The organism is Chryseobacterium sp. OV279 (genome assembly GCF_900128945.1).
Classification (GTDB): Bacteria; Bacteroidota; Bacteroidia; order Flavobacteriales; family Weeksellaceae; genus Chryseobacterium.
The window spans coordinates 207,729-222,985 of the sequence record NZ_FQUD01000003.1 but is presented as its reverse complement, the minus strand read 5'-3'; the positions used below and the strand labels follow the sequence as shown (position 1 = coordinate 222,985).

Sequence of the window (15,257 nt, the reverse complement as noted above, 5' to 3'; positions counted from 1 at the left end):
GCTTCTAATTCCAGTAATTCCCACTTCTTTTCATAGCTTTCCATTTCATGTTTAAACAGTATTTCTCAACTCTTCCACATATTATATTTAATCGACCCATAAGGGCTTTGACATATAAATACCGCACAATAAAACTCATTTAAGGGGGATATTTTGAAAATATTTTTACATCAGATGAAGAAAATTGATTAATTTCGAATACAACTAAACCTATTCATATGAAAAATTTAAAAAAAATCGAAAGACAGGAATTGAAGGCTATTAAAGGAGGCATTAACTGCCCGGGTGGCCAGATATGTTTAATCAGCGGAAAATGGCAATGCATGCCATACGACGGATGTGGCGGTGGAAATCAGCCCTAAATTTTAAGTTTAACCCAATTACTTTATTATGAAAAATATTAAAAAAATCTCAAGAGAGCATTTAAAAAATATCAATGGTGGAGCATTAAGCTGCTCTGAAGCCTGCTGTCCGCCTCCGGGAATCAAAAGATGTCCGTGGGTGATATGCATTGCTCCATGCGATATATTAAGCTAAGACTAAAAACGTTATCATTTCTCTGATAACCATATCCTATAATTTACTTAAAAATAAAAAACCTTAGAATCAGAGATTCTAAGGTTTTTTATTATTTGGGACTTACTATAAAAACATACCGTAAGAAAGTTAACTTGAATTATCATAATATTAAAAGGATAAGCGAAAATAGAAGATATCTACTATGTTCGAAGAGCACTTTAATAAATTTTATTTGGAGTTCGTATTAAGAACAAACTTTAGGTTTGCAAAATCAGTATTGGCTTCAACTAAAGTGCAAATTCCATTGCTGTATGTGTAGGTAGTCGTGTTTCCATTCGGTAAATCCATCCTGTATTTTTTGGAGTTAATTTTTTGAATAGGAATCATTTTTTGAAACTTTTCCGAAAAAACAGATTTTATATTTCCCGGCTCATTAAAATACAGGCTTGCCGTTGAGCTGAAAATAGACTGTTTTAGAGAACCATTGGCGCCATCTTTGTCCGAAAGATTATAAAAACTTCCGTTCCAGGTAGCCGTATTGTTCACTTTCAGCTTCCCGTTCATTGTTCGGTATAGTTTGGCCTGCTGTAGAACATTTTGTTTAAAAGTGACGCCCATTTTGTCGTAAATCTCAATACTGTAAAGGATTTTTACTTTAGCCCGGGATTCAAAAAGATATTCAGTCATATCGTCTTTTAATGAACGTTCCACACGGATATTACCAATGGTCTTATCGTCTTTTATAATAGAATAATTCAGATATTCTTTGGTAATGGGTGTTGCAATATATGGTTGAATATAACTGTTCAACACGATCGAAAAAAACAGGAATGCTTTCATTGTATTTTTATTTTTTTAAATAATAGCTTCTTTTATAGGGTTTTTTATTAGAATATCGAAGGTCCGAAACGGATTTTTGATGGATGAAGAATGATCCATACAACGTATTTTCATACATCCTAGACTGATACTTTAGTTTCTTCCACATTCATAATAAAAATATTTATGATGCAAAATTAGGTCAAGGAAAAGCTAAGATTGTTCCATAGGATAAATGCGAACCTATTAAAGCTACAAAACACAAATTACTGAAAATGAATATAATATACATAAAACTACGTTCCAGTCTATAATTGTGAACCTTATTTTTGAAATTCTGGAGGTATATGATAGTAGTTCTTTTAAAGCAGTAACTGATCAATATTTTAAGGTCTCCATTAATGATGTAACAAACAATGTAGCTATTAAATGGAAAAAGATATGATGAAGGCTTATGTATGCAATACCATCCAGGAGCTTTGCATACAAACAAAATAAAGTCGCTAAAAACAAAAAACCCTTAGATTGAATCTAAAGGTTTTTTTGATCTCTTACGTGGGCTTATTGATCGCGGCGGTCCCAAAGACAATCCCTCGGAGAACCCGGGAACGTCTTAGTCAGGTCTTAGAACTTATTTATTTTTAAATACAGCTTTAAAAGTTCCATTCGGCTGAACTGATGTAAATCCTTTAGGCTTGCCCTCACTCATTTCAAAAGTGATTGTATAACCCTGTTTCCCTTTTACAGTGAAAACATTTTCTGATATTGATTGAAATTCTTCATCGGCCTGTCCTGGTACTTTAGCCCACAGGCTTCCGCTTCGCAATTCTAATGCCATATCCAACTGAAAATCCACCAATGTGTAAATACCATCATATTTCTGCAAATAATCGACGGAAACTTTCGGAACTTTCTTAGCTGTAACTGCATTTAATTTATTTATAATCGTGCTATCGCTTTTAATTTGCAATGCCTTTTGGTAATTGGCAATGCTATTAATCGTATCTTTTTGAGTTAAAAAATAGTCGGCATAAGCATCATATCCTTTACTGCTTTGGGGATACCATTCGATATTTAATTCAAAGAGTGCTTTTGCTTTATTGTAAAGCTTTTTATCCATTGCATCGTATGCCAGATAGTTGATGAATGCTTCAGGCGCTGCATTTTTATATCCCATTTCTTTTGACACTTTAGCATAGTGAGTTTGTAGTTTTGAAGCGATCTGGGCTGTAGGATCTGTAAAATCCTTTTCATTGGCATCAAAAAAGTAATAATCAAAAATAAAACGCAATCCATCGTATGTACTTAATAGAGGAACGGTGTTGTGCCTTTCTGCCCGGTAAAAATTTTGAACGTACAATAAGCCATAATTGTTATGCTTCACAAATTCATCAAATTTAAAAATAGAACGGATATGTTGTGTTTCATCTGTTTTATCATTTTTAAGTTGTGATATCGCCATCCCTCCGGGCATAGTGTTGGCTATTCCAACAAAGAGCCTCTTGCCATTCATATTGAGCTTGGCAAATTGAGAAATAATATGATGCAAATATTTTTCCTGATCATACCACATACTTGGATCTATTGCGATGCAGGCATTAAATAATTGGGGAAAGTCGGCAAGTATATCAATTGCCGTAAGCCCGGCCAATGAATGTCCCACCAGCATTTTATAAGGTGCGGTATTGTAGTTTTTATCTATGTGGGGTATGAGTTCAGAGGAAAGGAAGCTAACAAACGGATTGGTTTTGCTGAAATCGGCAGAAGGCACAAGGTCCCTTAATCTGTTTGTGTTTTCAATAGCAACCACGATCATTTCAGGCAATACGCCATTTCCATTGGCTTGACTAAGTTGTTGGATGATGCCAACCGTCGAATAGAAATGAGCACCACCGTCTAATAAGTATAATACAGGGTATCTCTTATCAGGGCTTGTATTTTGGGAAGTGATATTTGGTGTGTAAACCCAAATTGTTCTGTTTTCATTTAGCGCTTTGGAATAAATGATTTCTTTTTTACCTATTGTGACACTTCTCTCATTTTGTGCATTTACGCACAAGGAGAGAAGTAGTAAAACTGACGATATCAATATTGTTTTCATAAATTATTTTTATGTTTCATCTACAAATTCAAGAATATCAGCGGGTTGGCAATTTAAAGCCTTACAAATAGCTTCTAAAGTACTAAACCGTATAGCTTTTGCTTTTCCCGTTTTTAAAATGGAAAGGTTGGAAAGCGTTAGCTCTACTTTTTCTGATAGCTCGTTAAGCGATATTTTACGCTTTGCCATCATTACATCTAAGTTTACAATAATCGGCATAGTTTATACAGTTAAATCGTTTTCATTTTGAATCTCAACTCCTTTTTTGAAAATGGTTGCAATAATATAAATCACCGCTCCCATTAAAACAAATGCCTGACTGTCTTCCCAAAATTTATTCAGGTTGTCAGCAACCATTCTTTGATGCACTACACCGTCCGTTACCTGCCTTGCAATGTAGCTTACCAACCCAATCAATATCGTGCAATAACTGATTAGCGAGATATGCTTTGCAACAAAAGTGTTGAAAGGTTTTGACAAATCCATTTTGTGCATTAGCCTGATGACTATGTAAAACAGGTAGGCTTTTAAAACTGAAATGAATATGATAAAACTGTAGATAACGAAAAAGGCTGATTTACTGTCTTTATACATCTCAGTTATATCCAACTTTTGATAAAGATTTTGGATAAATCCGGGCTTATACAGGCTGAAAAAGAAATTTACTATTAAGCCTCCTGCTTCTATGCACAAGGCTACAAAAATGATCCAAGCCAAAATGTGCAAGCCCTTAAATATGAAGGTGTTTGTTTTATACATGATTTTAAAAATTTAATTCAACATTGTAAAAATAGCAAATATTTATTGATAAACAATAAAATTACATTCTTTTTCAAAAAATATTTACCGATCGGAAAAATTACTTTTACTAATTTCCGAATTATTTGATTGAGACCTGTTGAAAAGAAGATGACTATAGTATGGTCGTAAATTGGTCAAGGTTGTAGAGTCTTTCAGGATTTTCCAAAACGGCTTGGTTTATGCTGAACTGAATCAGGCATAGCTTCAGGAACAAAATTCCTGTGGAATTCGGAAGCAAAACACAAATTGACGAAGCCTATATAAGTGGTAAGACCAGAAAATAATAAGGTAAGAAACGAACTAATGGAAAAGCTCCGGCTAGAGGCCTTTTATCTGAAGGAAGAGCACATACTCGGGTAACCGTTACTGTTTGCAGCGGGAGTTCTTAAAACGATCATGTATGATTTGATACAGGATTTGTTGGTTAAAATGTTTTGTATGGTCCCCAAGTTTTGAAATTGATCCATTTTTTATTTCCATTTTGCGCATTTAAGAACTACTGGACTCTGCGCAGTTTTCGAAAGGACAAAATTTCATGTTACAAAGGTTCCATCTTCCGCAAAGTATATAAAGCTATAGAATGGCAGCCCCATTTCTATTGAGCCCTTCAACTCAATTCTGCGGCTTTGTCTCTAGAATCATCCATCCTATTGAAGCACCATCATCGGTAGGTGTCATCTGTATCCAGATATTTCTATCGCTGCGGCGGATCAGATATGTTGTAGTAACAGCATATCCGATAAAACCATATCCACTTACATACTTTACCTTATTACCCTCATCAATTCCATCAGCAATATCTGCAGGAATTTTTCCTTCGCTGATTTTCACGCCTCCAAGGGAAGCAATCGACTCGCCTAAACCTTTAAGCAATTCGGATTCTGAAAAAACTTTGCCTTCTTCAGCTTTTACCCTGCTGAAAAATACTTTTCCTTCAGGCTGCTCGAAATGATCTCCGGACCAAAAGTAAGCTTTGTCCATATCTGATATCGGGTTTTGACTGACATTGGCATAGCCCTGTGGTAAGACTATGTAAGGAAAACTACCCAGTTCTTTATCAGAAACAGGAACATTTTCAAGATTGAACTTATTAGTTTTCGGAGCAGGATCTAAGGTTGTTTTTACAGTGTCTCCTGCAGGCACTTCAGACGCGTTTCTTTTATTCTCGCTGCATGCAGCAATGATAAAGGCCGTAACCAAACCAGCTAAAAATATCCTTGTTTTCATATTCGTTATTTAAAGATTTTATAGTTGCTAATATATTAGTTTTATTTTAACCTGTTATTGGAGTGGTTTTCTACAGACTGTTCATTTTCAATAGATTTGGTCTTGTTTAAGATAATTTCTTTTTGAAAACAAAACGGTCTGTACAGTGTATATTAACCTTTTTTATTAGCCTGTTTTTAGTTGTACAACTCCTGTTTTATAAAGATCAACCGCTTTCTGTAAAATAGCTTCAATTTTCTGAATAGGCAGATCTTCGTTTGCATCAAAAAGCATGATTTTCATTCGGGAGCGATCTTCCTGCAAAAGAAACGGCTCGCTAAAATGTTTACCTTCAACAATACCAATATAAGGCTGTTTATATTTTTTGTGCACCCATAAATAACAGAACATTTTCCCTTTGTAACAAAAAAACGGCATACCGTATTTCCATGCCGCAGCAATATCCTTATCTTGATTTAAAATAATAGCACGAAGAGCCAGCAGACAACTTTTTGTTGGCTCTTCGTGTTGTTCATAGTAGTTTTCTAATACGTTCATTTTGACGATTTTTGCCTATTACACTACAAAACTAAAACAAGATTGTGACAACTGTATGTCATGGGTTACGAAAAAGATTTTTGTTTGTATATTTCCTGAACTGCAGTTTTTGCAAATCCCCGTATCACGAACTTTGATACACTAAGAATGATCCTCAGTCATTTAGGATGTTTTTTATCCGCTAAAATAAACAAGAGCAGGATAACCTGCTCTTAAATTATAAATTTAAAGTTTTTATTTTAATTGATATTCAGCTTATTAGCTGTGAAAATTATCAAATCTCTAAGTTTGAAACATTGCCCAAAAAGGATTGCTTATTTTAGACAAAAAAAAAGAGGGGCTTCTTGAAGAAACCCCTCTTAGCGGAGAGAGAGGGATTCGAACCCCTCTTGTAAATGCCCTATTTAAGCTATTTTTATTAAATGAATCTTAAAGTGCCATGAAATTGCCACAATTTTTATAACATAGACCCAGATAACAAAATATATTATTTCTGCAAAATTCTTACAACTTGAACCAAAGAACGCTTTAATTTTTAGCTGTAAATATAAAACATATTCAACAATATTTAAAACCAAATTTAACTTTCCCACTCAGAAACTGAAACTCTTTTATTATCAATACTTTTAGCAATATAGGGGACAAATCGGGGACTACTGTGCACAAACCTCGATTAGTCTATTCAAAGATATGACATATCAGATATTTAGGCAAATTAAATGCTAAGTTGAAATTCAAATTGGCGGAAACTCAGTGTTTCACTAAAAGGATTTTCACACATCTTATGAGTCGAAATGTTTGCTAAAATGTAGTTTACATATCTGTAAATCGTCAGCAAAAAGTGTACTGATTTAGGCTCTCACTTAAGGAGTTTTTCATAAGAGATTAATTTTTAAATTTGATATTATGAACACCAGGAAAAAACCAACTCCTGAAACCTACATTAAAGAGATCAGGAGAAAAAACCAGAAGAATCTTCACTGCCGACCAAAAGATCCTCATTGTAATGGAAGCCCTTCGTGCAGAGACCTCTGTAGCAGAGCTGTGTCGTAAGCATGGCATTCAGGAATCCACATTTTACAAATGGAACAAAGAATTTCTTGAAGCCGGTAAGAAACGCCTTTCCGGAGATGTGGTTCGTGAGGCTACTTCTGATGAGGTCAGCCAGCTTCGTGAAGAAAATAAGAAGCTTAAGGAAATGGTTGCAGATCTCGTTTTACGGTATGATATTGTAAAAAAAGCTTGGACATGTTGGACTAACCCAGAAATATAGAAGATATATGAGGTTATCCGCCGGTGAAAAATTAGAGATGATAGAACTCGTTACGCGCAGTGAAATAGGTGTTAATAAGACTTTGAGGGAACTCGGCATCCATAGGAGCACCTTTTACAATTGGTACAATCTGTATCTGAAAAAAGGATATGAAGGATTTTTTTCCTCCCCTTCTTTTAACAGAAAATAATGGAACAGCATTCCTGAGAAACAAAAAAACCTTGTGGTAGAGATCGCATTGGAACATCCCGGACTTTCCAGTCGGGAACGGGCCTACAAAATGACTGATGAAAAGGGTGTTTTTATTTCAGAATCAAGCGTGTACAGAATTTTGAAAAAACGGGGTCTGATCACTGCTCCCTCTCATATCCTGCTCTCAGCTGCTGATGAATGTAAAGATAAGACCAATTTTGTACATGAGATGTGGCAAACAGATTTCACTTATTTTAAGATTATACCATTCTAGATGATTACAGCCGTTATATTGTTCACCACTAACTCTGTAGAAACATGAAAGTGAATGATGTAAAAAGAACGGTAGATTCAGCTGTAATAAAGTCAGGGCTTAAAAAAGGACAGATTCCTAAACTTTTATCTGATAATTTCTCCTGCTACGTATCTTCTGAATTGAAAGACTATCTGCTGAAAAAGTATCAAATCAATCAGCTTCATGGAAAACCTGCTCATCCGCAGACCCAGGGAAAGATCGAGCGGTACAACCGAACGATGAAAAATTTGGTAAAACTTCATTTTTATTACAGCCCTGAAGAATTGGAAAAAGCACTGGAGGAATTTGTAAACCGTTATAATAATCAGCGGTATCATGAGTCTCTGCAAAATCTAACTCCTGCTGATGTATATTTTGGAAGAAGCGATGAAATACTCCGGGAACGCAGGAAAATAAAAGGGAAAACACTGCAACTCAGAAAACGGAATTACTTTAAAGAAATAATAAAACGCTAAAAAAAAGTTGTTCTGGAAAATTTTTGAGTCTCAAAGCTCAGAAATTTTTTATGGAAATCAACTTTTATTATAACTTTAAACTAACAAATACTCCCTAAGAGAAAGTCCATTTCCTTTTGAAGACATAAAAATTTATATTCCGTTTCGAGAGCCGACACAAAATTTTAAAATTGAATAGTAGGCCAACTTGCTTGTATGTTAAATACAATTTTTTTTTAATTATCATTAAAATATATCTTTGTTTAAACTATAATACTCAATATATGTTGAAATCTGTTTTATTTTCGTGTATACTGCTTTCTTTTTCGTTTTTGAATGGGCAACTTCATGAAGTGAATAATATAAAGACTAAATATATCAGCTGGCTTACAGATAACACGATCACTACGTATTCTAACTCAAGCGTAAAAGGCTTATACGACAGATATATCCTATTTGGGAATACAGCTGAAACCAATGTGGTAAATAATTATAATTTTAATGCTCCCGAATCTGCCTGGAATATGACTAATGGAACTGATAATGGAGCAATGGTAACATTGGTCAACAATCACTTGTTTTATCTTGTAATGGCCTACCATTTAAAAGGGCCTGTAATCAACGGGCTGCCTTCAAATCCAAAATACCACAGCACTGCCCTGAAGAACTTGATTTTAAAGGTTTTCAAATACATAAAAGACAAAGGGATCAACAGTACCACCGATTTTAATTTTAGTTTAAATGCCTCGCAGGAAACGGTTAATATCAATAATTCTGGTTTCGGGCTGCGATGTTTTACCTATGCCGCCTGTGTTCTTTTAATGAAAGAAGAATTAGCGCAGACTGGAGAATTTTCTCACCATATGGGTGTTCTGGGTAATCTCACTTCTTTTTTGGATCCGGATAATCCAAACTTTCATTTTACAAACCCTGGTTTTAATACCGATGTCGTGAGAGCATTGATAGAAACCCGTTTATGCTACGTTCTGGGACAGGAAGATACTGATACTGATAAATTGGCAAATATGGAGTTTCTTATTAATTTCACCGATAATGCCCTTTTGATTGGAAACGGATGGGCAGATTTTATAAAACCAGACTTTACCACTTATCACCACAGAGGTGCTTATGCCAACAGTTATGGTGGAGATGCCCTTTTTTCTATGGCGATCATGAACTATATTCTTAAAGGTTCTGCCTATGAATTGAAGCCCGTTTCTCAGACTCATCTGAAAAAAGCTTTGATGGCTTATCAGAAATTCAGTGCAGATTTTGAAATGCCACGAGGGCTGGCCGGACGATTTCCTAATTCTACAACCCCTCTGTTGGACTACCGATATGCATTTGCCTTATTATATGCAGCAGATCCTGTTGCTAATGCCGATGCCGGAAAGTTTTTTAAAAGAATCTATACGATGCCTCAGTCGGGATTTAGCAGGAATCTAAGTGTTAAAAATCCCGTCATGGCTGGACAGATTGCGGTCAATATCAATACGACACTCACTCCTGATGTTCCCATTACACAAGGACATTTTGGACTTCCTTATGGCGGATTGAGTATCCATAAGTATAATGGTTATCAGATTTCTGTAAAAGGAACCAGTAAACATATCTGGCATTATGAAAACAGTGCATCAGAGAATCTTTTTGGAAGATATACTTCAGCCGGGGCCATGGAAATTTTATCTGCAGGTTCTCCCAAAACACGCCTTTCCAATGGTTTGGGAGTCGCGAATGCTCAGGGTGGACTGACAGATGACGGCTGGGACTGGACGCATATACCGGGAGTTACTGCTGCATTTGTTCCCATGAACGAGCTTACATCAGGAGCCAGCAGAGAATTTAATGGCCGAAATTTTCTTGCCCACGCTTCTCTGGATGATAATGGAGTTTTTGCGATGGATTATAAGGATATCAATTCTGCCACGGGAATGACTGCCTTAAAGACCGTATTTTTCTTCAAAGATAAAGCGTTAAGCTTAGGTTCTGATATTAAAGACACCGGAGGAACACGCCCAGTACATACCACTGTTTTCCAGACCGGACTGCCTGATGCCTCTACTGCCACAGTCATCAATGGTACAACTCACACGGGACTAAATGTAAATTTTTCACAAAACACAGGAAGTATATGGGCTACAGATGCTGTGGGTAATGGTTTTGTTATTCCTTCCGGATCCTATACCGGTTCAGTGGTGATCAAAAGAAGTGCCCAGCAGTCGAGCAATCAGTCCAATACAGCAGGCACACAAGGGAACTACGCAACAGCTTATATAGATCACGGAACAGCAACTGCTTCGGGTAGATATCGTTATGGAATTATGCTTCAGGGAGGAACTGCCGGAACACAGGATTTTGCAGATCATCTGGCAGATTATTTCGACGTTATCCAACAGAATAACCAGGCACATGTTGTTAAATTTGTACAGGATCAGATCTATAATTATGTGATTTTTGATGCAGCATCTGTTTTCCAGTCAGATGTAGTAGTTTCTGTGGATAAACCGTCTGTTGTGATGACCCAGAGTACTAACGCCGGAAATAGGCTTAAAGTGAGCCTTACCAATCCTAATCTGGGTCTTTTGAATGATAATGAGTCCTATACCTATTCACAGGTCACAGGAACAGCTTCCCGTCTCTACCGTGTACCTCAGGTAAATCCTGTAAAACTGACACTGACAGGAAAGTGGAAGCTGGAAAATCCGATGAATAATATTACAACTTTAATAACAGGAAATAAAACGGAAGTGACTTTTAATACTATCAACGGAAACACTATTCAGACAAGCCTTGTTCCGGAAACATTTTTAAAAATCCAGGATATGGAAACCGTGAAAAATCCGGAAACCTTTACTGTTTATCCGAACCCTGTCAAAGAAAATCTGTATATTACTTTAAAGAAAGGGAATACTGAAAATATTAAAATATTGAATATGGCAGGCCGTGATATTACATCAAAAATTACTGTTACAAAAGGTAAAGGCAATTTAAATCTAAATATGCAGGCACTCGAAAAAAGTGTTTATTTGCTGTGTATTGATGGAGAATGTATAAAGATTATCAAGGATTAAATTTCACTGTGTTTTTTAAGGAAATGTCCTGCCATTTACACTGTTAGTGAGATATTACCTATAATCTTTTCAAAAAATTAGATATAGGGCTGTTTTAAAACATCCTGTGCTAAAGCTGAAAAGAAGGATAGCCAAGATAACTGATTTCATTACTGTCATAGAATGTTTTACGATTGTAAGGGTTAACCGAGAAACCATGCAGTAAGAGTACAACTCAAAAAATGCTTCAAAAACACTCAAAAACAATGTGGCAATTTCATGACACTTTTTTATTTCAAAAAAAACTTCCACAGATTCAGATCTAAATAATTGTAAAACAAATGATTAAATAAGTTAACAATTTGGCTTTAGAGAGCATTAATTCGATATTACTAACATTTAAAAATTGTTGAATTATGCTAGAAAATAGTTATGGGCCAACATTCTCTTTAAAGAGCCCAAAAAGAAAATGTGATATCATCAGATATGTTTATTTGCCACTGCTTTGAATTATTTGCTTTCATCTTCGAATAATTTTAATAAATCAGCTCTGCTGTAATAATCCGATCCCATCACTTTTTCTGAAACGGATTTTGCCTGCTGTGCGGATGTTTTGAAGTGTAGCAGGTGAGATCTCCATTATTCGCCGAACTGATTTTCTTCTAAGCCATTCCTGCTCGTCACTGTTAGTACTAACAGTAATTTTATTGGTTATTTTTTCATGGAGTAGTTGGAGCCTTAACTGCCGGAGATCGTCTTACTATCCAATCTTTGAATACTGCTTTACTTTGGATTATTTATTCAAACAAGTGTCGGCAACATTTGATCATGCATGAATAATTGTTTTTTAATTATAAATTTGTCGCTCAATATTTAAAATTAAGCTAACAGGGCTATGAGTATATTATTCATTAAAAACATGGTTTGCAACCGTTGTATCATGGTGATTCAGAATGAGCTCGAAAAAATCGGTTTGGACTTTACCCATATTAAGCTGGGTGAGGTTACCCTTACCAGAGAGCTCAGCGCTGAAGATAAAAAATTACTGGAAGCAGTACTTATCCCTTTAGGTTTTGAAGTAATTGATGATAAAAAGAGCAGAATTATTGAAAAAATAAAAAATATTATCATTGATCTGGTTCATCATCAGGATAATGATACAAAAAAGAATCTTTCTGACTTGCTGAGTGACCAGCTGAATCACGACTACAACTACCTTTCCAACCTGTTTTCTGAGGTGGAAGGAACAACAATTGAAAAATATTTTATTGCCCAGAAGATTGAAAAGATAAAAGAGCTATTAGTCTATGATGAACTTTCATTAAGTGAAATCGCCTTGCGTTTAAACTATTCAAGTGTTGCCTATTTAAGTAACCAGTTCAAAAAAGTAACAGGACTCACACCAAGCCATTTCAAACAGATCCGGGAAGAAAAAAGAAAACCATTGGATCAGTGTAAGTAAATCTTACAAATCAAATCCATAATTCCACAATCGCATTCAAAGATCTTGTCGCCAACTTTGCAGGTAGATAATAACAAGCAAAATATGGCTACAAATACCATTCGGGAAACCATTTACATCCCTCTGGAAGACGTTGAAAGTGAACACTGTGCACTGATCGTAGAAAAAGGGCTCACACAGATCCAGGGCATTGAAACCCAAAAAGTAGAGCTGAATAACCGCAGGGCGGCCATTACGGTAACAGACAACGAAGTAGTTTTCAAAGCCGTTAAAGCCGTTAAAGATCTAGGCTATGGTGTTCCAACAGTTAAAAACTCCTTCCCTGTTTTGGGTATGACCTGCGCATCCTGTGCCGGCAGTGCAGAAAGTATTGCAAAGTATGAATCAGGGGTCATTGACGCCTCAGTAAACTTCGCAACAGGAAATCTGACGGTAGAATATCTTCCCAATATGACGGATGCTTCCAGGCTGCAGAAAGCTCTTCAGTCTGTGGGATACGATTTGCTCATTGTGGACGAAAACCAGCAGCAGGAATCTTTAGAAGCAATCCACGCCGAGAAATTCAAAAAGCTTAAAAATAAAACCATCTGGGCGGTTCTCCTGTCTTTACCTGTAGTCACTATCGGTATGTTCTTTATGAATATTCCTTATGCCAATGAAATAATGTGGTTCTTTTCTACTCCTGTTGTTCTCTGGCTAGGGAAAGACTTTTTCATCAATGCATGGAAGCAGACCAAACATCGTTCTGCCAATATGGACACCTTGGTAGCTCTTAGCACAGGGATTGCCTACCTTTTCAGTGTATTCAATATGGTTTTCCCTGATTTCTGGCATCGGCGCGGGTTGCATGCACACGTTTATTTTGAAGCAGCAGCCGTGGTTATTGCATTCATCCTTCTGGGTAAATTATTGGAAGAAAAAGCAAAAGGCAATACCTCATCAGCCATTAAAAAACTGATGGGCCTGCAACCTAAGACTGTAACCATCATACTCCCCGATGGGAATGAAAAACAAACTCCTATTGAGCAGGTCCAAGCCGGAGATGTATTACTGGTAAAACCAGGTGAAAAAATTGCGGTAGACGGCATGGTGAAATCAGGTAACTCTTATGTAGATGAAAGCATGTTGAGTGGAGAACCTGTTCCTGTACTGAAAACTGAAAACGAAAAAGTATTTGCCGGCACTATCAATCAAAAGGGAAGTTTTCAGTTTATAGCAGTCAAAGTAGGTAAAGAAACCATGCTGGCCCAAATCATTAAAATGGTACAGGATGCCCAGGGAAGCAAAGCCCCGGTACAGAAGCTGGTCGACAAAATTGCAGGTATATTTGTTCCCGTAGTCATCAGCATTGCTATTGTCACTTTCTTATTATGGATCGTTTTAGGGGGAAATAATGGAGTGGTTCAGGGACTTTTAGCCGCCGTTACCGTATTGGTTATCGCCTGTCCGTGTGCATTGGGATTAGCAACCCCTACCGCTATTATGGTCGGTGTTGGTAAAGGGGCTGAAAAAGGTATTCTGATTAAAGATGCGGAAAGTCTTGAACTCGCTAAGAAAGTAACAGCTGTCGTTTTAGACAAAACAGGAACGATCACGGAAGGAAGACCTCAGGTAACCGGTATTCAATGGCTGAACAATGAAGATACAGCCAAAGATATCTTACTGAGTATTGAAAAACAGTCTGAGCATCCATTGGCAGAAGCCGTGGTAAAACATTTGGAAGGAATTCCAGTGACTCCGATATCAATGTTCGACAGTATTACCGGTAAAGGAGCTAAAGCAGACCACAATAACGAAACTTATTTTGTAGGTAATAAAAAGCTGCTGGCAGAAAATAATATTACTATTGGTGATCAACTGCAACAGCAGGCTGATGAATGGGGCCGACAGTCCAGAACTGTGATCTGGTTCGGGAACAGCACACATGCACTTTCTGTGATTGCTATTTCTGACAAGATCAAAGAAACATCAGTGCAAGCCATTAAAGAAATGCAGAAAATGGGAATTGAACTGTATATGCTTACCGGCGACAACGAAGCTACTGCCAAAGCTATTGCCGAACAAACAGGTATACTCCACTATCAGGCAGAAGTACTGCCTCAGCACAAAGCTGATTTTGTGAAAAAACTGCAACAGCGGGGAAAAGTAGTAGCAATGGTAGGTGATGGTATTAATGACAGTACCGCACTGGCTACCGCTGATGTAAGTATTGCAATGGGTAAAGGCAGCGATATTGCTATGGATGTAGCCAAAATGACCATTATCTCATCCGATTTAACAAAAATACCACAAGCTATACGCTTATCCAAGCAAACCGTAGCCACCATTAAACAAAACCTGTTCTGGGCATTTATCTACAATCTTGTGGGTATACCGCTGGCAGCAGGGATTCTTTTTCCCATCAATGGATTCTTACTCAACCCAATGATTGCAGGAGCTGCCATGGCACTAAGCAGTGTAAGCGTGGTCATTAACAGCTTACGCCTTAAATGGAAAAAATAATGTAAAGAAGACCGGAATTTTAAC

At 36.7% G+C, this 15,257-nt stretch carries 11 protein-coding genes and 1 pseudogene; 6 read left to right on the top strand and 6 right to left on the bottom strand.

The features are described from left to right. The first annotated feature begins 218 nt into the window (after positions 1-218). Both BUA72_RS24495 and BUA72_RS24490 read left to right on the top strand, forming a co-directional pair. The gene (locus BUA72_RS24495) at positions 219-362 is read left to right on the top strand and encodes a bacteriocin-like protein (RefSeq protein WP_167375284.1); all 144 of its coding nucleotides are present in this window, start codon (positions 219-221) and stop codon (positions 360-362) included. Positions 363-390: 28 nt separating this feature from the next. Next, positions 391-537: a bacteriocin-like protein gene (locus BUA72_RS24490; RefSeq protein WP_175548903.1), complete on the top strand. Its 147-nt coding sequence runs from the start codon at positions 391-393 to the stop codon at positions 535-537. A 210-nt stretch (positions 538-747) separates the two neighbouring features. On the opposite strand, the gene BUA72_RS13370 is transcribed toward BUA72_RS24490, so the two are convergent. From BUA72_RS13370 to BUA72_RS13345, 6 genes are all read right to left on the bottom strand, one after another. Continuing rightward, positions 748-1,359 (bottom strand): DUF6134 family protein, encoded by a 612-nt coding sequence (locus BUA72_RS13370; protein WP_072923349.1) that lies wholly within the window; start codon positions 1,357-1,359, stop codon positions 748-750. Positions 1,360-1,969: 610 nt separating this feature from the next. Then, on the bottom strand, positions 1,970-3,439 hold the full coding sequence (locus BUA72_RS13365; protein WP_072923348.1) for an alpha/beta hydrolase: 1,470 nt from the start codon (positions 3,437-3,439) through the stop codon (positions 1,970-1,972). A 9-nt stretch (positions 3,440-3,448) separates the two neighbouring features. Beyond that, the gene (locus tag BUA72_RS13360; RefSeq protein ID WP_047454039.1) at positions 3,449-3,658 is read right to left on the bottom strand and encodes a helix-turn-helix domain-containing protein; all 210 of its coding nucleotides are present in this window, start codon (positions 3,656-3,658) and stop codon (positions 3,449-3,451) included. Between the two features lie 3 nt (positions 3,659-3,661). Further along, positions 3,662-4,198 carry a DUF2975 domain-containing protein gene (locus BUA72_RS13355; RefSeq protein ID WP_072923347.1) on the bottom strand — a complete coding sequence of 179 codons (537 nt, stop codon included), beginning with the start codon at positions 4,196-4,198 and terminating at the stop codon, positions 3,662-3,664. Between the two features lie 654 nt (positions 4,199-4,852). Then, positions 4,853-5,467 carry a hypothetical protein gene (locus tag BUA72_RS13350; RefSeq protein ID WP_072923346.1) on the bottom strand — a complete coding sequence of 205 codons (615 nt, stop codon included), beginning with the start codon at positions 5,465-5,467 and terminating at the stop codon, positions 4,853-4,855. A gap of 165 nt (positions 5,468-5,632) precedes the next feature. Beyond that, the gene (locus BUA72_RS13345; protein WP_072923345.1) at positions 5,633-6,004 is read right to left on the bottom strand and encodes a DUF1801 domain-containing protein; all 372 of its coding nucleotides are present in this window, start codon (positions 6,002-6,004) and stop codon (positions 5,633-5,635) included. A 906-nt stretch (positions 6,005-6,910) separates the two neighbouring features. Between BUA72_RS13345 and BUA72_RS13335 the strand changes: the two are divergent. The 4 genes and pseudogenes from BUA72_RS13335 (at position 6,911) to BUA72_RS13315 (ending at position 15,233) form a co-directional block, all read left to right on the top strand. Beyond that, positions 6,911-8,240, top strand: a pseudogene (locus BUA72_RS13335) (IS3 family transposase). Between the two features lie 263 nt (positions 8,241-8,503). Next, positions 8,504-11,290, top strand: coding sequence for a polysaccharide lyase family 8 super-sandwich domain-containing protein (locus BUA72_RS13330; RefSeq protein WP_072923343.1), 2,787 nt, complete (start codon positions 8,504-8,506; stop codon positions 11,288-11,290). Between the two features lie 874 nt (positions 11,291-12,164). Next, the gene (locus tag BUA72_RS13320) at positions 12,165-12,731 is read left to right on the top strand and encodes a helix-turn-helix domain-containing protein (protein WP_072923342.1); all 567 of its coding nucleotides are present in this window, start codon (positions 12,165-12,167) and stop codon (positions 12,729-12,731) included. An 84-nt stretch (positions 12,732-12,815) separates the two neighbouring features. Further along, entirely contained in the window at positions 12,816-15,233 is a 2,418-nt protein-coding gene (locus tag BUA72_RS13315) for a heavy metal translocating P-type ATPase (RefSeq protein WP_072923341.1), read from the top strand. Positions 15,234-15,257 lie beyond the last annotated feature (24 nt).